15 protein-coding genes and 4 tRNA genes are annotated in these 16,857 nt (G+C 65.5%); 5 read left to right on the forward strand and 14 right to left on the reverse strand.

The annotated features are described in order from the left end of the window. Positions 1 to 47: 47 nt before the first annotated feature. Positions 48 to 452, reverse strand: a complete 405-nt coding sequence (locus AC13GF_RS02915) for a DUF6165 family protein (protein ID WP_046982834.1) — start codon at positions 450 to 452, stop codon at positions 48 to 50. 150 nt (positions 453 to 602) lie between these two features. On the opposite strand from AC13GF_RS02915, the gene AC13GF_RS02920 reads away from it, so the two are divergent. Then, positions 603 to 1,115: a winged helix-turn-helix transcriptional regulator gene (locus AC13GF_RS02920; RefSeq protein ID WP_483003182.1), complete on the forward strand. Its 513-nt coding sequence runs from the start codon at positions 603 to 605 to the stop codon at positions 1,113 to 1,115. Between the two features lie 20 nt (positions 1,116 to 1,135). Beyond that, complete coding sequence (gene fabF / locus AC13GF_RS02925) at positions 1,136 to 2,470, forward strand: beta-ketoacyl-ACP synthase II (protein ID WP_483003183.1); 1,335 nt, start codon at positions 1,136 to 1,138, stop codon at positions 2,468 to 2,470. A gap of 216 nt (positions 2,471 to 2,686) precedes the next feature. On the opposite strand, the gene AC13GF_RS02930 is transcribed toward fabF, so the two are convergent. Beyond that, positions 2,687 to 2,777, reverse strand: a tRNA-Ser gene (locus tag AC13GF_RS02930). Positions 2,778 to 2,941: 164 nt separating this feature from the next. On the opposite strand from AC13GF_RS02930, the gene AC13GF_RS02935 reads away from it, so the two are divergent. Further along, on the forward strand, positions 2,942 to 3,646 hold the full coding sequence (locus AC13GF_RS02935) for a PP2C family protein-serine/threonine phosphatase (protein ID WP_005408277.1): 705 nt from the start codon (positions 2,942 to 2,944) through the stop codon (positions 3,644 to 3,646). Positions 3,647 to 3,711: 65 nt separating this feature from the next. Here the strand turns inward: AC13GF_RS02935 and dnaQ are convergent, their stop codons facing one another. The 3 genes from dnaQ to AC13GF_RS02950 are packed head-to-tail and all read right to left on the reverse strand — an operon-like array spanning position 3,712 to position 5,558. Continuing rightward, positions 3,712 to 4,443, reverse strand: coding sequence for a DNA polymerase III subunit epsilon (dnaQ, locus tag AC13GF_RS02940; RefSeq protein WP_483003185.1), 732 nt, complete (start codon positions 4,441 to 4,443; stop codon positions 3,712 to 3,714). 4 nt (positions 4,444 to 4,447) lie between these two features. Further along, positions 4,448 to 4,900 carry a ribonuclease HI gene (gene rnhA / locus AC13GF_RS02945; RefSeq protein ID WP_032129326.1) on the reverse strand — a complete coding sequence of 151 codons (453 nt, stop codon included), beginning with the start codon at positions 4,898 to 4,900 and terminating at the stop codon, positions 4,448 to 4,450. Between the two features lie 13 nt (positions 4,901 to 4,913). Continuing rightward, the gene (locus AC13GF_RS02950; RefSeq protein ID WP_049400387.1) at positions 4,914 to 5,558 is read right to left on the reverse strand and encodes a methyltransferase domain-containing protein; all 645 of its coding nucleotides are present in this window, start codon (positions 5,556 to 5,558) and stop codon (positions 4,914 to 4,916) included. 11 nt (positions 5,559 to 5,569) lie between these two features. Between AC13GF_RS02950 and gloB the strand changes: the two genes are divergently transcribed. Then, the gene (gene gloB, locus AC13GF_RS02955) at positions 5,570 to 6,334 is read left to right on the forward strand and encodes a hydroxyacylglutathione hydrolase (RefSeq protein WP_483003187.1); all 765 of its coding nucleotides are present in this window, start codon (positions 5,570 to 5,572) and stop codon (positions 6,332 to 6,334) included. After that, complete coding sequence (locus AC13GF_RS02960) at positions 6,331 to 7,530, forward strand: lytic transglycosylase domain-containing protein (protein ID WP_483003189.1); 1,200 nt, start codon at positions 6,331 to 6,333, stop codon at positions 7,528 to 7,530. Before gloB ends, AC13GF_RS02960 begins: the two co-directional genes overlap by 4 nt. A 205-nt stretch (positions 7,531 to 7,735) precedes the next feature. Here the strand turns inward: AC13GF_RS02960 and AC13GF_RS02965 are convergent, their stop codons facing one another. The 9 genes from AC13GF_RS02965 to tig all read right to left on the reverse strand — a co-directional run bounded on the left by AC13GF_RS02965 (position 7,736) and on the right by tig (position 16,743). Next, positions 7,736 to 9,691: a peptidyl-prolyl cis-trans isomerase gene (locus AC13GF_RS02965; protein WP_483003190.1), complete on the reverse strand. Its 1,956-nt coding sequence runs from the start codon at positions 9,689 to 9,691 to the stop codon at positions 7,736 to 7,738. Between the two features lie 182 nt (positions 9,692 to 9,873). Beyond that, positions 9,874 to 9,950, reverse strand: a tRNA-Asp gene (locus AC13GF_RS02970). A 106-nt stretch (positions 9,951 to 10,056) separates the two neighbouring features. Beyond that, positions 10,057 to 10,133, reverse strand: a tRNA-Asp gene (locus tag AC13GF_RS02975). Positions 10,134 to 10,159: 26 nt separating this feature from the next. Beyond that, positions 10,160 to 10,234 (reverse strand) — tRNA-Val (locus AC13GF_RS02980). 11 nt (positions 10,235 to 10,245) lie between these two features. Then, a complete protein-coding gene (locus tag AC13GF_RS02985; RefSeq protein WP_004146343.1) occupies positions 10,246 to 10,518 on the reverse strand; it encodes an HU family DNA-binding protein in 273 nt (90 codons plus the stop codon). Positions 10,519 to 10,735: 217 nt separating this feature from the next. Further along, positions 10,736 to 13,186 (reverse strand): endopeptidase La, encoded by a 2,451-nt coding sequence (gene lon / locus AC13GF_RS02990; protein ID WP_483003192.1) that lies wholly within the window; start codon positions 13,184 to 13,186, stop codon positions 10,736 to 10,738. Between the two features lie 142 nt (positions 13,187 to 13,328). Continuing rightward, positions 13,329 to 14,618, reverse strand: coding sequence for an ATP-dependent Clp protease ATP-binding subunit ClpX (gene clpX, locus AC13GF_RS02995; protein ID WP_032129320.1), 1,290 nt, complete (start codon positions 14,616 to 14,618; stop codon positions 13,329 to 13,331). Between the two features lie 126 nt (positions 14,619 to 14,744). Continuing rightward, positions 14,745 to 15,371 carry an ATP-dependent Clp endopeptidase proteolytic subunit ClpP gene (clpP, locus tag AC13GF_RS03000; RefSeq protein ID WP_004146318.1) on the reverse strand — a complete coding sequence of 209 codons (627 nt, stop codon included), beginning with the start codon at positions 15,369 to 15,371 and terminating at the stop codon, positions 14,745 to 14,747. A 76-nt stretch (positions 15,372 to 15,447) separates the two neighbouring features. Beyond that, positions 15,448 to 16,743: a trigger factor gene (gene tig, locus AC13GF_RS03005; protein ID WP_043401326.1), complete on the reverse strand. Its 1,296-nt coding sequence runs from the start codon at positions 16,741 to 16,743 to the stop codon at positions 15,448 to 15,450. Positions 16,744 to 16,857: the final 114 nt, after the last annotated feature.

The raw sequence follows: 16,857 nt of genomic DNA on the forward strand, positions 1-16,857 counted from the left end.
CGGCAGGACTCTTCCACGCATGGCGTGGATCTACCCCTGGGCCGGGATTACGCGCGCTGCGCGTAATCCTGGTAGGACTTCTCTTCCACGTACGCCGAACCCAGCGCCAGGTTGATCGCCTTCTTGATGCGCGCGCGTTCGTCGTTGCGCAGGTAGACACTGCGCGCCAGGTCGATGAAACCCTGGTCGAACGCCTGCGCCTTCTCCTTCAGCCGGATGTCGTCCTCGATGTCCCACAGCTGCTCGTTGACCGCCTTCAGCTCGGCACGCAGCTTGGCGATGTCCTTCACCGCCGCCGGGTGTGCCATCCAGGTCTGCTCCAGCGCCGACAGCTCCTTGCGTACATTGGCCAGCTTGCCCTCGTCGCTGATGCGCTCGGACTTGATCTGCAGGATCGAGATCTTGTCCAGCAGCTCGCCGAAAGAAACGGGGACGAGGATTTCAGCGGTCATGGGGAAAGCTCCAGCAAGTGATGGGCACATGGTAACCCGGGCCCGAACGATCACTGCCGGGATCAAGCACACCACCTGCCCCATATCCGGCAGTCACTTTGCGCAGATTAGTTACTTCCATATTTGAAGTTACTGGATTACGCTGCCGCAATGAGAACAACCAGCTTCGCCACGATGGAATGCCCGACGGCGCGGGCACTGGACTGCATCGGCGAGTCCTGGAGCCTGCTGATCCTGCGCGACGCCTTCCAGGGCTGCCGCCGCTTCGACGACTTCCAGCAGAGCCTGGGCATCCCGGCCAACACCCTCACCCGGCGCCTGAAGCATCTGGTCGACAACGGCCTGCTGCAGAAGCAGGCCTACAGCGAACGCCCACCGCGCCATGAGTACGTGCTGACGGCCAAAGGCCAGGATCTGTTTCCGGTACTGGTGGTGCTGTTCGACTGGGGCAACCGCTACCTCACGCCTGAAGGCACCGCCGTTGCACAGATCGACCGTGGCAGCGGTGCACCGCTGCAGTCGATGGTGGTCGACCGCCACACGCGCACGCCGATCACGGTTGATCGCGTGCTGCTGCAACCCGGCCCCGTCGCCTCAGAGCAGGTCAGGCAACGCGCCGCCCAGGTCGAAGCCCTCTGGAAAGACGTCCCCCTGCCCGAATGAATCCCACGGTCCCTGCTGCCATGAACACTCCCTCTCTTGCTCCCCCGTATCCGCTGGGCTATCGCCGCGTCGTGGTCACCGGCATCGGCATGATCACGCCGCTGGGCATGAACGTGGAAACCAGTTGGCGCAACCTGCTGGACGGCCACAGCGGCGTGCGCCCGATCGATCGCTTCGACGCCGCGCACCTGCCCTGCCGTATCGCCGGACTGCTGCCGCAGGGCAACCGCGCAAGCGGCGGCTTCGACCCGAGCGACTGGGCCGACAGCAAAGAACTGAAGAAGATGGACGACTTCATCGTCTATGCGCTGGCCGCTGCACACGAAGCCATCCACGATGCAGGCTGGCTGCCGCAGGACATCGAACAGCGTGACCGCACCGGCGTCATGGTCGGTGCCGGCATCGGCGGCCTGCCCGGCATCGAAGCCACCGCGCGCGTGCTCGAACGCACCTCCGCACGGCGCATCTCGCCGTTCTTCATTCCCTCCACGCTGATCAACCTGGCCGGCGGTCATATCGCCATCCAGTACGGCTTCCGTGGCCCTGCGCACGCGGCGGTGACCGCCTGTGCCTCCGGCGCGCACGCCATCGGCGATGCTGCGCGAATGATCGCGCTGGATGATGCCGACGTCATGATCGCGGGCGGTACCGAGGCGACGGTGTGCGAGCTCGGCATCGGCGGTTTCTGCGCGGCGCGCGCGCTGTCCACCGCCTTCAATGACACCGCGGAGCGCGCATCGCGCCCCTGGGACGTGGATCGCGACGGCTTCGTCATGGGCGAAGGCAGCGGCATCCTGGTCCTGGAGGAATACGAACACGCCCGCCGCCGCGGCGCCCATATCCACGCCGAGATCGTGGGCTATGGAATGTCCGGTGATGCCTACCACATCGTGTCGCCGCCGGAGGACGGCAACGGTGCCGCCCGCGCGATGCAGGCGGCCCTGCGCCGCGCGGGTGTCGGACCGGAACGCATCGACTATCTGAATGCCCATGCGACCTCGACCATGGCCGGCGACCTGGCCGAGATCGCCGCCATCAAGAGCGTGTTCGGCGAACACGCCACCACAGGTGCGATGTCGATCTCTTCGACCAAGTCCTCGATGGGGCACCTGCTGGGCGCCGCCGGCAGCGTCGAAGCCATCCTCTCGATCCTTGCGCTGCGCGACCAGGTTGCACCGCCCACCCGCAACCTGGACACCGCGTCGGATGCCTGTGCCGGGCTCGACCTCACCGCAAAGGTGCCGCGCCACCGCCGCATCGATTACGCGCTGTCGAACTCGTTCGGCTTCGGCGGCACCAACGCCAGCCTGGTGTTCCGCAGGTTGCCGGAACAGGACATCGCCACTACGGCGTAATGCCTCCTGTGCATCCACGCATGGCGTGGATCTACGGATGCATCTGGAGGAACAAGCCCCTCTGTTGAGGGGCTGCCCCGACAGGGGCGGGGAGAGGCCGGCAAAGGGAGGGGCCCACGCGTTGCGCAGCAACGTGTGGGGCGACGCGCAAAGCGCGTCGCATCCCGCGCCAGATAAAGAAAAAGGGCTGCCTTTCGGCAGCCCTTTTTCTTTATCTGGCGGAGAGGGGGGGATTCGAACCCCCGAGGCGCTATAAACGCCTGCCTGATTTCGAGTCAGGTACATTCAACCACTCTGCCACCTCTCCGGGTGGTCCCCGGCGGACCGGGGACGCGCATCATACGAGGAAGTGAGGCCGACGACAAGTCATTCCGGTCAACGAAGTGAAAATTTCCTGGGCTCATGCCTTGCCGGATGCGTGCAGCCACCCGATGATGCCTGTCTCCCCAGCAACACCCCGCCCCAGCCCCCATGATCGAATTCGGACACCTGACCCACCCCGGCATGCGCCGCGAGCTCAACGAGGACACCTACTACGGTGACAGCGAGCTGGCCCTGTGGCTGGTGGCCGATGGCATGGGCGGGCACGCCTGCGGTGAAGTGGCCAGCGCACTGGCGCGCGAGACCATCGTGCGCGAGATCCGCCGCGGCGCGCCGCTGGCGCAGGCCATCCGCACCGCCGACGAAGAGATCATCCGCGCCTCGCGCCGTCGCAACGACACACTGCCGATGGGCACCACCGTGGTCGCTGCGCGTGTGCAGGGCAACCGCTATGAAGTGGCGTGGGTCGGCGACAGCCGTGCCTACCTGTGGCGCGATGGCCAGCTGGCGCAGCTCAGCCAGGACCACAGCGTGGTGCAGGAACTGGTCGCGCAGGGCAACCTGACCGCCGAACAGGCGCGTGCGCATCCGCATCGCAACGTGGTCACCCAGGCGCTGGGCGTGACCGATCCGGCGCATCTGAACGTGGCCACCACCAGTGGTGAGCTGCGCCCGGGCATGCAGCTGCTGCTGTGCAGTGACGGCCTCACCGAGGAAGTGGACGACCGCGGCATCGCCCGCACCCTCGCCTTCGAGGATGCCAGCGCACAGGAATGCGTGGACACACTGGTCGCGGCCGCACTCGACGGCGGTGGCCGCGACAACATCAGCGTGATCCTGGTGCGCTGCCACTAACCGGTAGATCCACGCCACGCGTGGATACGGCGCTGCCGGCCAACGGCCGGCACTACCTCGATGTATTACGCGCTGGCGGGCTCTTCCACCTTCGGGCCATCCCACAACGCGTGGCCAGCCTTCTTGCGCAGCCGCTCCAGTCGCGCCGCATGCGCTTCCAGCTCCGACGGCGTGGCCACCACGCGCGGGCGCGGCAGCAGCTTGCTGGTATCGAAGGCCTGCAGTGCCGCACCGGCACCACCGCCATCGTCATCGCCCAGACCGAAGCCGATTTCTTCCTGGCCCGAGGTCAGCGCGATATAGACGTCGCCCAGGATCTGCGCATCGAGCAGGCCGCCATGCAGCGCACGGTGCGAGTTGTCCACGCCCAGCCGCTTGCACAGCGCATCCAGCGAATTGCGCTGGCCCGGGAAGCGCTCGCGCGCCATCACCAGGGTATCGATCACCGTGCAGCGATCGGTGATCCTCCCGTACTGCGGCCCCAGCAGCGACAGCTCGTTGTCGAGGAAGCCCAGGTCGAATGCCGCGTTGTGGATGATCAGCTCGGCGCCATCGATGAAGGCCAGGAACTCGTCGGCGATCTGCGCGAAGTCCGGCTTGTCATCAAGGAATTCCAGGGTCAGGCCGGTGACTTCCTGCGCGCCCTGTTCGAACTCGCAGTCCGGTTTGATGTACTGGTGATAGTTGTTGCCGGTCGGGCGGCGCTTGAACAGCTCCACGCAGCCGATTTCGACGATGCGGTTGCCCTTCTTCCACTCCAGGCCGGTGGTTTCGGTATCGAGGATGATCTGACGCATGGGCTCAGTTTACCGGGCTGGCGTCGCGGATCTGGATCGCCGCGTTGCGGGCCAGGGTATCCACCCGCTCATTGTCCGGATCGCCGGAGTGGCCCTTCACCCACCGCCAGTCGATCTGATGCCGCAGCGTGGCCGCCTGCAGTCGCTCCCACAGCTCGCGGTTCTTCACCGGATCGCCACCGGCGGTCTTCCAGTTCTTGCGGATCCAGCCCGGCATCCACTGGGTCAGGCCCTGCCGCACGTACTGCGAATCGGTATAGAGCACGATGTTGCACGGTTCGGTCAGCGACTCCAGCCCGGAAATGGCCGCCATCAGCTCCATCCGGTTGTTGGTGGTGTGCGCCTCGCCACCGCTCAGTTCGCGCTCGTGGCCCTTGTAGCGCAGCAGCGCAGCCCAGCCGCCGGGGCCGGGATTGCCAAGGCAGGAACCGTCGGTGTGGATTTCGATGGTTTTCAATACAACTCCAGAATCAGGTAGCTACGGTGCCGTGCCAGCGCACCGGCAGCGGCTTCGGCCCGGGCAGGGCCAGCGTGCGTTTTTCCGCATGGAACAGGCAGGCCGCGCGCAGCGGTGCCCAACCTCCGGGACGACGGCTGCCCGCACCGCGCCAGAGCGGGCCCAGGTAACGCATATCGTCGCACTCCAGCCCATGACGGCCGAGCAGCAGGCGGATCCGCTGCGGCGTGCGCACCACCAGCCCATGCTGGCGCCAACGCGTGCGATACGGGCTGAACGGATTGAGGCTGCTCAGCCACAGGTGGCCGCCCGGCATCAGCACGCGCTCGCACTCGTCAAGCAGACGGTCGGCGTCGGCGGCAGTGACATGCTGCAGCACGATCGCATTGACGCTTTCATTGGCCAGCGGCAACGGCAGCGCACAGCGGGTGTCGCCGGCATAGCCCTGCCCCTGCCGGAACAGGCGCAGACCGCGTCCGCCCAGCTGTGCATCGTCCAGCCAGGCCGCACTTGGTGCGATCCACAGCCAGGGCTGCGCCGGCAGCACCGACAGCTGCGGCAGCAGCAACTGCCGCTCCAGCACGCGCAAGGCCTCCGCCGGTTCACTGTCGAACCACGGGGTCTGGCTCGCTTGACGGGTGCTCTGCAGCGCGGGCATGGTCCAATTCTATGCGACTGACTGCCCTGCCCGCATTTGCGGATAACTACATCTGGACGCTGATCGACAACGAGGGCGCTGCCGTGGTCGTCGACCCCGGTGACGCCGCGCCAGTGCTCGCGCTGGCCGATCAGGGCCTGCGCGTGGACACGATCCTGCTTACCCATCACCACGACGACCACATCGGTGGCGTGCCGGCATTGCAGGCACGTTTCCCCGGCGTGCGAGTCGTCGCGCCGGTCGAGGAACGCATTCCCACGGCGACCGAGCGGGCCGGCGAAGGTGAACGCGTTCAGGCACTGGGCCGGACGTTCCACGTACTATCCGTGCCCGGGCACACCCGCAGCCACATCGCGTTTCACACTGCTGAACATCTTTTCAGCGGAGATTCGTTGTTCAGCCTGGGCTGTGGACGCCTGTTCGAAGGTACGCCGTCCCAGCTGCTGGCGTCGATGCGCAAGCTGGGTGCCCTGCCCGCGCAACTGCTGCTTTGTTGCGCTCATGAGTACACCGTGTCAAATGCCGTCTTCGCGCGGCATGTCGACCCCGCCAACGCTGCCTTGTGGCAGCGCCAAGAGGAGGCTTTGGCCATGCGCCGCGATGACCGTTCCACCCTGCCGGTAACCCTGGCCAACGAATTCGACTGCAATCCCTTCCTGCGTGTGCACGCCGCACCGATCCGTGCGTCGGTATCGGCACACCTGGGCCGTGACGTCGTGGACGACGTCGACGTGATGGCCGGTCTCCGGCACTGGAAAGACGGCTTCCGCGCATGATGCGCCGAAGTCTGCCGCTGGCCCTGGGCCTTGCCCTGGGGCTGGCCGGAACCGCAGGCGCACAGTCGCTGGGCGCCGGCATCAGCCAGAACCTGACCGCTGCTGCGGCCCTGCCGCTGGATCCATCGGCGCTGCCGGCCGCTTCGGTACGCAACGGCCAGGAGATCTTCACCAGCTTCCGCGACGGCCTGGCCGAGCCCAGCTGTGATGCAGAGGCCACCAGCCCGCGCTGGCAGAAGCAGTTCGCCCACGCCCCCTCACGCCTGGCCAACCAGGATGACGATGCGCTGGTGCTGTTCGGCTATGTGGTCGAAGAGCTGCGCAAGGCCAACCTGCCCACCGAATTCGCGCTCATTCCGTTCGTGGAAAGCGGCTATCGGCCCAATGCCCGCAACGGCAGCGGCCCGACCGGCCTGTGGCAGTTCATCGCCACCACCGCACGCAACCACCGCGTGCCGATGGCCAACGGCTACGACGGGCGCCTGTCGGCGGTCGACTCGACCCAGGCCGCGGTGCGCTACCTGAAGACCCTGCACGGCATGTTCGGCGGCGACTGGCGCCTGGCCACCATGGCCTACAACGCCGGCGAGTACCGGGTGCTGCAGTCCATGCGCAAGGCCGGCATGAACGCGCAGAACGCCAAGCCAGCAGCCCTGCCCGGCCTGTCGCCGGTGACCCATGCCTACGTCGAGAAGCTGCATGCCCTGGCCTGCGTGCTGGAAGACGTGGAAGACCAGCCCGGCGTGATGGCCTCGCTGGACCGCACCGTGCCGGTGCTGAAGGACCACACCCTGCCGGCCGGCACCAGCGTCCAGCAGTGGGCTGCACAGCGCGCCCTGGACCCTGCCAGGATCGCCCGCCTCAACCCGGCCTTGGCCACCGGCAACCGCGCCTCGGGAACCACCCGGGTGCTGGCCCCGGTCTCGGCAGCCAATGCGACGGTGACGGAAGCCGCGACCACGCTGGTGGCCAGCACCGCACCGGTTGCCACGACTTCGCCGACGCCGCAGGTGGCCAAGACCGTCGCCGCGATCGCCGACCGCCCGCGCAGCCGCCGCCACACCGTGCGCAATGGCGAGTCGGCCTGGACCATCGCCCGCCGCTACGGCATGCCGGTGAAGGCCCTGCTGTCGCTCAACGGCCTGAGTGGCAGCAGCGTACTGAAGCCCGGCGCGGTACTGCGCGTCGAGGACTGACGCGCCAGCCAGGCGCTGCCTGTAGAGCCGAGCCCATGCTCGGCTTTTTCTTGCGCGGTGCGGCTGCTTCGACATGCTTCTCGTAGAGTCGAGCTTGCTCGACTGCATCCACATCTGCAGTCGAGCAAGCTCGACTCTACGCACCCACACCCACAAAAAAGGCCCGGCAATGCCGGGCCTTTTTCGATCCTGCTCGCTGCGAAGCTTACAGGTTCTCTTCGGTAGTCTGGATCACGAACTTCTTGCGCATCGCCTCGACGTAGGCCTTGGCTGCGGCCATGCCGTCGATCTGGCTCAGCTGATCCTTGAGCTGCTTCTGCTGCTCGGCGGTGACTTCCTTGATGTCGCCCGGGTTGACCTTGTTCACGGCGAACAGCAGCGCGTGGCCGTTGACGTCAACCTTGCCGTAGCTCGGCTTGCCTTCCGCCGGCACCGGCGCACTGAAGATCGCGCGGTTGATTTCCGGGGTCGGCACCGGCTGGCTGCGCGGCAGGCCCGGCATCGGGCTCAGCTGCAGCTTCTCGCTGGCAGCCAGCGACTGCAGGGTGGCACCGGCCTTCAGCTTGGCCAGCACGGCGTCGGCGGCCTTGTCGCTGGCCTGGCGCTGGCGGTCGGCGCGGATCGCGGCGATCACCTGCTCACGCGCCTTGTCCAGCGGCATTGCCTGTTCCGGGGTATGCGCGGCAACGCGGATGACCACGCTGTGGTTGGTGGCACCGCCCAGGGCGATCGGGTCGCTGGCAGTACCATCCTGCACCAGCACTTCAGAGAAGGCGGCACGCAGCACGGCCGGATCGGTGGCGATGCCACTGGCGGTTGCGCGGGTGATCGGGCCCAGGGTCTGCAGCGGCAGGTTCACTTCCTTGGCCGCAGCGGCCAGATCACTCGGGCTCTTGTTGATGGCATCGACCAGGCGGCCGGCCAGCTCGTTGAAGCCGCGCTCGCCGTCGGCCTTCAGCTGCTCGGCGGCCAGCGTGTCACGCACTTCCTCGAACGACTTGCCTTCGCCGCCACGCACCGCTGCGACCTTGATGATGTGGTAGCCGAAGTCGGTCTTGACCGGGCCGATCACGTCACCGGCCTTGGCGGCGAACAGTGCATCTTCGAACGGCTTGACCATCGCACCGCGCTCGACCCAACCCAGGTCACCGCCCTGGTCCTTCGAACCCGGGTCTTCCGAATTGGTCTTGGCCAGTGCAGCGAAGTCGGCACCCGCCGCCTTGGCTTCGGTGGCGATCTTGTTCGCCTTGGCTTCGGCACCGTCACCGGTGATCAGGATGTGCGCGGCCTGGCGCTGTTCCGGCGAGGTGAACTTCGCCTTCTCGTCCTCATAGCGCTTGCGCAGGGTCGCTTCGTCGGCCGCGGTCGGTGCCGGCAGGTTGGCGCCATTGATCTCGACGTATTCCAGCGACACGCTTTCGGCCTGGCGGAAATCCTTGCCGTGGCTGTCGTACCACTGCTTGATCTGCTCATCGGTGACCGGCGCGGTATCGGCCGGAACCTCCGGCAGTGCGGCCAGCTCGACGTCGCGGGTTTCACCCAGCAGCTTCAGCAGGCGCTCGGTCTCGGCCTGGGTGACGAAGCCCGAATTCTGCAGGCCCGACGGGATCACCGACTGCTGCAGGCTCTCGCGCACCAGCTCCTGGAACTGCGTGGGGGTACGCGGCGGATTGCCACCGGCCAGGGCCAGGCGATAGTTGTTCTCGTTGAACTTGCCGTTCGAATCGAGGAAGGCCGGGATGGTGGCGATGTACTCGCGCACCGCGCCATCGCCGATCACAACACCGGCCTGCTCGCCGACCAGGCGCACGACCTGCTCGTCGATCAGCTGGTCGAGCACGGCCATCTTGTTTTCAGTGCTTTCGAACGCGCGCGGGTCGAAGTTCTCACCCTGCTGCTGGCGCTCGCGCATGCGCTCCTGCTCGAAGCGGGTGCGGAAATCCTGCGCGCTGATCTCGTGGTGCTGCCACAGCATGCGCACCGGCCACCACGACGGCGCCGAACGCCACCAGGTCGGAGGCGCGGAAACCTTGGCCACGTTCTGTGCGCCAACGCCACCGAGGTAGCTGTTGTCGATCACGAACAGGAACGGAATCATCAGCAGCCCCAGGATCACGGTGACGATCCAGCCTGAGGTCTTGTCGCGGAGTTTCTGCAGCATGGTGAGAATCACAAGGCCTGATTGGCGAGCCCGGCAGTGTAACCCGCTTCGCCGCAGGGACCAAAAGCAGCGCCGGCGCGGCCTGCGCCGATCTTCGCGGACCTGCGCCATCAAGCACTGCGGCAGGCCTGCGGCACGGCACAAAGAAAAAGCCCCCGGCTTGCGCCGAGGGCTTTTAAAGTTGGCGGAGCGGACGGGACTCGAACCCGCGACCTCCGGCGTGACAGGCCAGCATTCTAACCAGCTGAACTACCGCTCCGCGCTGAAACTTTGCAGGCGCCCAGTATATCCGAAGACTCCCTGGAAACCCAGCCCGATGAACACTTTTTTCAAAGTTTTTTCACGGGGACTTAAGAATTCTGCAATGGCGGAGCGGACGGGACTCGAACCCGCGACCTCCGGCGTGACAGGCCAGCATTCTAACCAGCTGAACTACCGCTCCACACTCAAACTTTTACCGCGGTGCTGTGGTGGGTGCTGAGGGTTTCGAACCCCCGACCCTCTCCGTGTAAAGGAGACGCTCTACCGCTGAGCTAAGCACCCCAGCGAGCCGCTTAGTTTACAGCATCCTTCAGGGCCTTACCAGCCTTGAACGACGGATTCTTCGAAGCAGCGATCTTGATGGTGTCGCCGGTCTTCGGGTTGCGGCCGGTGCGGGCAGCACGGTCGCGGACCTGGAAGGTACCGAAGCCAACCAGGGTGACCGCATCGCCGTCCTTCAGCGCCTTGGTGACGGCAGCAACGACGGCATCGACAGCGCGGCTGGACTCGGCCTTGGTCAGGTCGGCAGCTTCAGCAACGGCATCGATCAATTCGGTCTTGTTCATTCTCTACAACTCCTTTGGCGGTGGGTTCCGCTTATTCGACAGGGAAGCAACCGCACGCCTTCTGCATGCGGCCGCCATGTGGAAACGGTTCGCCGATTCAGTCATCGCTGACAGCGATCACTCATTCGCGAGTGCTGCTTTTATACCAGTGGCCCTACCCCCACGCAAGCTGGAAAGCCAGCAACGACGCGGGTTTCGGGCCATCGGACAGCGCGCGTCAATGCTTGACGCGCGCGCTTCCACTCGGTTTGGCCTTGCTGCGCACCGTGACACGCTGCGCACTCTTGCGCGCCTTCTTCGGTGCCAGCGGACGCTCCAGCGCCAGGTCCAGGACTTCTTCGATGTACTTCACCGGCACGATCTCCAGATCGCGGGTGACGTTGGCCGGAATGTCTGCAAGGTCCTTGCGGTTCTCTTCCGGGATGATGACCGTGCGGATGCCGCCCCGCAATGCGGCCAGCAGCTTTTCCTTCAAGCCGCCGATGGCGGTGACACGACCCCGCAGGGTGATCTCACCGGTCATCGCCACGTCGGCACGCACCGGCACCTTGGTCAGCATCGACACCAGCGAGGTGACCATGGCCGCACCGGCACTCGGGCCGTCCTTCGGGGTAGCACCATCGGGCACGTGCAGGTGCACGTCGTGCTTCTGCAGGAAGTCGCTGTCGATGCCGAAGCCGACCGCGCGCGAACGCACCACCGACAGCGCCGCCGAGGCCGATTCCTTCATCACGTTGCCGAGCTGGCCGGTCAGGATCAGCTGACCCTTGCCCGGCACCAGCGTCGATTCGATCTGCAGCAGATCGCCACCGACTTCGGTCCAGGCCAGGCCGGTGACCAGGCCGATCTCGTTCTCTTCCTCGGCGCGGCCGAAGTCGAAACGACGCACGCCCAGGTACTTGTCCAGGTTCTTGCTGGACACGCTCACCAGCGCCTTCTTCTTCGCGCCCTTCTTCGCCTTCGCCGCCGGCTGCGGACCGGCCAGCGCGATCTCCTTCACCACCTTGCGGCAGATCTTGGCGATCTCGCGTTCCAGGTTGCGCACGCCCGATTCGCGCGTGTAGTAGCGCACGATGTCCTGGATCGCATCACTGCCGATCTCCAGCTCTTCCGCCTGCAGGCCGTTGGCCTTGATCTGCTTCGGCACCAGGTAACGGGTGGCGATGTTGAGCTTCTCGTCCTCGGTATAGCCGGGGATGCGGATCACTTCCATGCGGTCCAGCAGCGGGCCCGGAATGTTGAGCGAGTTCGAGGTGGCCACGAACATCACTTCGGACAGGTCCAGGTCCACTTCCAGGTAGTGATCGTTGAACGCGTTGTTCTGCTCCGGGTCGAGCACTTCCAGCAGCGCCGAAGACGGATCGCCACGGAAGTCCATCGACATCTTGTCGATCTCGTCGAGCACGAACAGCGGATTCTTGCTGCCGACCTTGTTGAGGTTCTGCACGATGCGGCCCGGCATCGAACCGACGTAGGTACGGCGATGGCCACGGATCTCGGCCTCGTCGCGCACGCCGCCCAGCGACATGCGCACGAACTTGCGATTGGTGGCCTTGGCGATGGACTGGCCCAGCGAGGTCTTGCCCACGCCCGGCGGTCCGACCAGGCACAGGATCGGGCCCTTCATCTGCTTCACGCGCGACTGCACCGCCAGGTATTCAAGGATGCGCTCCTTGACCTTCTCCAGGCCGTAGTGGTCGGCGTCGAGGGTGTCCTGTGCGGCCTTCAGGTCCTTGCGCACCTTGCTGCGCTTCTTCCACGGCACGCCCAGCAGCCACTCCAGGTAGTTGCGCACGACGGCCGCTTCGGCCGACATCGGCGACATCTGCTTGAGCTTGTTCAGTTCGTTGCGCGCCTTGGCTTCAACGGCCTTCGGCATGCCGGCTTCGGCGATCTTGCGGGCAAGCTCTTCCAGCTCGCCCGGCGCGTCGTCCAGGTCACCCAGTTCTTTCTGGATGGCCTTCATCTGTTCGTTGAGGTAGTACTCGCGCTGGCTCTTCTCCATCTGCGACTTCACGCGGCCGCGGATGCGCTTCTCCATCTGCTGCACGTCGATCTCGCCGTCGACCAGGCCGACCAGCATCTCCAGGCGGTCACCGACGGCCAGCGTTTCCAGCAGGCGCTGCTTGTCGGCCAGGCGCACGCTGATGTGCGCGGCGATGGTGTCGGCCAGGCGCGCCGGCTCATCGATGCCCGACAGCGTCTGCAGCAGTTCCGGCGGCAGCTTGCGGTTGGTCTTTACGTACTGCTCGAACAGCGACATCAGCGAGCGCGCGATCGCCTCGACTTCGCGCGCTTCGCGCGCGTCGGTGGCGTCGATTTCCACCGCCTGCCCGTGCAGCGAGCCGTTGCGCTCGTCGACGTGGGTGACCTGCACGCGCGACAGGCCTTCGACCAGCACCTTGATGGTGCCGTCGGGCAGCTTCAGCAGCTGCAGCACCTGCGCCAGCGTACCAACCTGGTAGAGGTCGGCCGCATGCGGGTCATCGGTCTCGGCCGACTTCTGCGCCAGCAGCAGGATGCGCTTGTCCGATTCCATTGCCTGTTCGAGCGCGTGCATGGACTTGTCACGGCCGACGAACAGCGGGATGACCATGTGCGGGAACACCACTACGTCGCGCAGCGGCAGGACCGGCAGGTCGAGGGTTTCACTTGGGGAACGGGCCATGGGGGCTCCAGGGAAGGGGAAAACCGCCTCCGGGAGGGCATCTTCCGGAGACAAAAAAAGCCGATGGCCCCGTTATGGGGCCATCGGCTTTCAGATGCAAGGCATTCCTTGAAAATCCTTTCCAATCAACAACCTGGAAGGATCACTCGGCGCCTGCGGCCTTCTGTTCAGGGGCCGCCGGGGTCTGGTAGATCAGGTACGGCTCGGACTTGTGCTCGATCACCGACTCGTCCACCACCACCTTGCTGACGTTTTCCTGCGACGGCAGGTCGTACATGGTGTCCAGCAGGACCGATTCGACGATGGTGCGCAGGCCACGGGCGCCGGTCTTGCGCTTGAGCGCCTTCCTGGCGATGGCCGACAACGCGTCCGGACGGAACTCCAGCTCGACGTTCTCCATCTCGAACAGCTTCTTGAACTGCTTGGTGATGGCGTTCTTCGGCTCGGTCAGGATCCTGATCAGGGCCGGCTCGTCCAGCTCCTCCAGGGTCGCCACCACCGGCAGGCGGCCGACGAACTCGGGGATCAGGCCGAACTTGATCAGGTCTTCCGGCTCGACTTCGGCCAGCACCTTGCCCACTTCCTGCTTGCGCTCGCTGCTCTTCACCTTGGCGCCGAAGCCGATGCTGCCAACGTCGGTGGAGCGGGCCTGGATCACCTTGTCCAGCCCGGCGAACGCGCCGCCGCAGATGAACAGGATGTTCTTGGTGTCCACCTGCAGGAATTCCTGCTGCGGGTGCTTGCGGCCGCCCTGCGGCGGAACGCTGGCCACGGTGCCTTCGATCAGCTTCAGCAGGGCCTGCTGCACGCCTTCGCCGGACACATCGCGGGTGATCGACGGGTTCTCGCTCTTGCGCGAGATCTTGTCGATTTCATCGATGTAGACGATGCCCTGCTGCGCCTTCTCGACGTCGTAGTCGCACTTCTGCAGCAGCTTCTGGATGATGTTCTCCACGTCCTCGCCCACGTAACCGGCTTCGGTCAGCGTGGTGGCGTCGGCCATGGTGAACGGCACGTTGAGCAGGCGGGCCAGGGTCTCGGCCAGCAGCGTCTTGCCCGAACCGGTCGGGCCGACCAGCAGGATGTTCGACTTCGCCAGTTCGACGTCGTCGTTCTTCTGCCGGCTCTCGATGCGCTTGTAGTGGTTGTACACGGCCACGGCCAGGGTGCGCTTGGCGCGGTTCTGGCCGATCACGTACTGGTCGAGGACCTCGAGGATCTCGCGCGGCTTGGGCAGCGAACTGCGCGCCGACTGCGCCTTTTCCTCGAGTTCTTCACGGATGATGTCGTTGCACAGCTCCACGCACTCATCGCAGATGAACACGCTCGGACCGGCAATCAGCTTGCGCACTTCATGCTGGCTCTTGCCGCAGAAAGAGCAGTAGAGGATCTTGCCGGTGTCCGTGGAACGACCTTGGCGGTCTTCGCTCATGCTTCGCTTACCCAGTTACCCCACCCGCTGAACGGGGGTTCGATTCGAGAATAGCACAGGGCCGAGGGGACACCAGTCCCGCCCGACCCTGCAGGAACGGGGCCTCCATGGCCCCGTGATGGCCGGTCAGCCGGCCTGGATCGACTCGTCCGGACGACGCTCCAGGACCTGGTCGACCAGACCATAGGCCTGCGCCTCGAAGGCGCTCTTGAAGTTGTCGCGCTCGGTGTCGCGGGCGATCGTCTCCAGCGACTGGCCGGTGTGCTTGGCCAGCACCTCGTTCAGGCGCGAACGCAGGGTCAGGATCTCACGCGCGTGGATGTCGATGTCGGTGGCCTGGCCCTGGTAGCCACCCAGCGGCTGGTGGATCATCACGCGCGAGTTCGGCAGCGCATAGCGCTTGCCGGCTTCGCCCGCGGCCAGCAGCAGGGCGCCCATCGAGGCGGCCTGGCCGATGCAGGTGGTGCTCACATTCGGCTTGATGTACTGCATGGTGTCGTAGATCGCCATGCCGGCGGTGACCACGCCACCCGGCGAGTTGATGTAGATGTTGATGTCCTTTTCCGGGTTCTCCGATTCCAGGAACAGCAACTGCGCCACCACCACGTTGGCCATGTGATCGTCGATCGGGCCCACGAGGAAGATCAGGCGCTCCTTCAACAGGCGCGAATAGATGTCGTAGGCACGCTCGCCGCGGCTGGTCTGCTCGACCACCATCGGAACCAGGTTCAGGGCTTTGGTTCGGTTGTCCATTACGTGAGGTACCTATCTTGGGGGGCAACAACCCCGCGCCGGCAACGGCGCGGGGCATCCGGTGATCCGCCCGGGCTTACTGGCGGATCGCGTCCTGGAACGACAGCTTCTCTTCGGTGTGCTGGGCACGCTCGGCGATCCAGTCGATCACCTGCTCTTCCATTACACGGTTCTGCAGGCCAGACATCAGCTGGGGGTCGTTGCGGTACATCTCAATGACCTGTTCCGGCTCTTCGTAGGTCGAAGCGATCAGGCGCATCGTTTCGTTCAGGCGCTTGGCTTCCAGGCGCAGGTCGTTGATGCGGGCCACTTCACCGACCAGCAGGCCGACCAGCACGCGCTTGGCGGCCGCTTCCTTGAAGCCTTCGTGGGCATCGGCCGGGATCTCGCCGACATTCTGGCCATTACGGCGGATCTGCTCGACCTGCTGGGCCAGCATGGCGCGGGCTTCGTTCTCGACCAGGCGCGGCGGCATTTCCACCGACGAATAGGCGGCAATCAGCTGCTCGCCCACTTCGCGGCGCAGACGGTTCATCAGCGCGCCCTTCAGCTCGCGCTCCAGGTTGGCGCGGATGTCGCTGCGGAACTGCTCCACATCGCCACCCTTCACGCCGAAGCTCTTGATGAAGGCTTCGTCGACCGCCGGCACGACCGGCTCGGAGACTTCGGCGACCTTGACGGTGACCTGCACGGTCTTGCCGGCCAGCACCGGCACGCGCCAGTCAGCCGGGAACTCGACGTCCAGGGTCTTCTCTTCGCCCTTGGCCAGGCCGACCAGGCCCTTTTCAATGGTTTCGAACATCATGCCCTGGCCGAGCACGATCGAACCCTTCTCGGTGCCCTCGGCCGGCAGGCGCTCTTCGCCGGCCTGCGACCAGGTTTCCACCGCGACCAGGTCACCGTCCTGCGCGCCACGGCTGACCGGGGCCCAGGTACGACGCTGGTTCTGCAGGTTCTCGATCATCTGGTCGATGTCGGCGTCGGTGATCTCGGCGCTGTGGCGCACGACGGTCAGCTTGCTGACGTCGATATCGCCGAAGTCCGGCACCACTTCCACGGTGGCCACGAAGGAGAACTCACCCTCGTCGCCCTTGTCGATGCGCGGGCTGCCGACGATGCGCAGGTCGTGCTCGCGCACGGCGGCATCGAAGGTTTCGCGCAGCAGGCCGTCCAGCGCCTCGCCACGGACCTGCGCGCCGAAGCGCTGCTCGATCACCTTGGCCGGCACCTTGCCCGGACGGAAACCCTTGATGCGGGTGGTACGGGCGATTTCGCCCAGGCGGCCGACGATGTGGCTCTGCAGACGCTCTTCCGGCAGCGAGAAGCTCAGGCGGCGTTCCAGGTTGCCGGTGGATTCGATCGAAGCTTGCATGTTGACTCCTGCCACCGGTGGCCCACGCCCCCGGCTCGATGATTGGGATGAAACGGTTGTAAGGACACGACGTCTGGGACGCGCCTGCTTGCCGCAGCCCTTTAGTTTCGCCCA

Source organism: Stenotrophomonas sp. 22LJNL06-5-1 (assembly GCF_056861455.1).

Coding starts and splice junctions, on each gene's coding strand:
- AC13GF_RS02915 (WP_046982834.1), bottom strand. CDS start 452: ATGACCGCTGAAATCCTCGTCCCCGTTTCTTTCGGCGAGCTGCTGGAC.
- AC13GF_RS02920 (WP_483003182.1), top strand. CDS start 603: ATGAGAACAACCAGCTTCGCCACGATGGAATGCCCGACGGCGCGGGCA.
- fabF (WP_483003183.1), top strand. CDS start 1,136: ATGAACACTCCCTCTCTTGCTCCCCCGTATCCGCTGGGCTATCGCCGC.
- AC13GF_RS02935 (WP_005408277.1), top strand. CDS start 2,942: ATGATCGAATTCGGACACCTGACCCACCCCGGCATGCGCCGCGAGCTC.
- dnaQ (WP_483003185.1), bottom strand. CDS start 4,443: ATGCGTCAGATCATCCTCGATACCGAAACCACCGGCCTGGAGTGGAAG.
- AC13GF_RS02950 (WP_049400387.1), bottom strand. CDS start 5,558: ATGCCCGCGCTGCAGAGCACCCGTCAAGCGAGCCAGACCCCGTGGTTC.
- gloB (WP_483003187.1), top strand. CDS start 5,570: ATGCGACTGACTGCCCTGCCCGCATTTGCGGATAACTACATCTGGACG.
- AC13GF_RS02960 (WP_483003189.1), top strand. CDS start 6,331: ATGATGCGCCGAAGTCTGCCGCTGGCCCTGGGCCTTGCCCTGGGGCTG.
- AC13GF_RS02965 (WP_483003190.1), bottom strand. CDS start 9,691: ATGCTGCAGAAACTCCGCGACAAGACCTCAGGCTGGATCGTCACCGTG.
- AC13GF_RS02985 (WP_004146343.1), bottom strand. CDS start 10,518: ATGAACAAGACCGAATTGATCGATGCCGTTGCTGAAGCTGCCGACCTG.
- lon (WP_483003192.1), bottom strand. CDS start 13,186: ATGGCCCGTTCCCCAAGTGAAACCCTCGACCTGCCGGTCCTGCCGCTG.
- clpX (WP_032129320.1), bottom strand. CDS start 14,618: ATGAGCGAAGACCGCCAAGGTCGTTCCACGGACACCGGCAAGATCCTC.
- clpP (WP_004146318.1), bottom strand. CDS start 15,371: ATGGACAACCGAACCAAAGCCCTGAACCTGGTTCCGATGGTGGTCGAG.
- tig (WP_043401326.1), bottom strand. CDS start 16,743: ATGCAAGCTTCGATCGAATCCACCGGCAACCTGGAACGCCGCCTGAGC.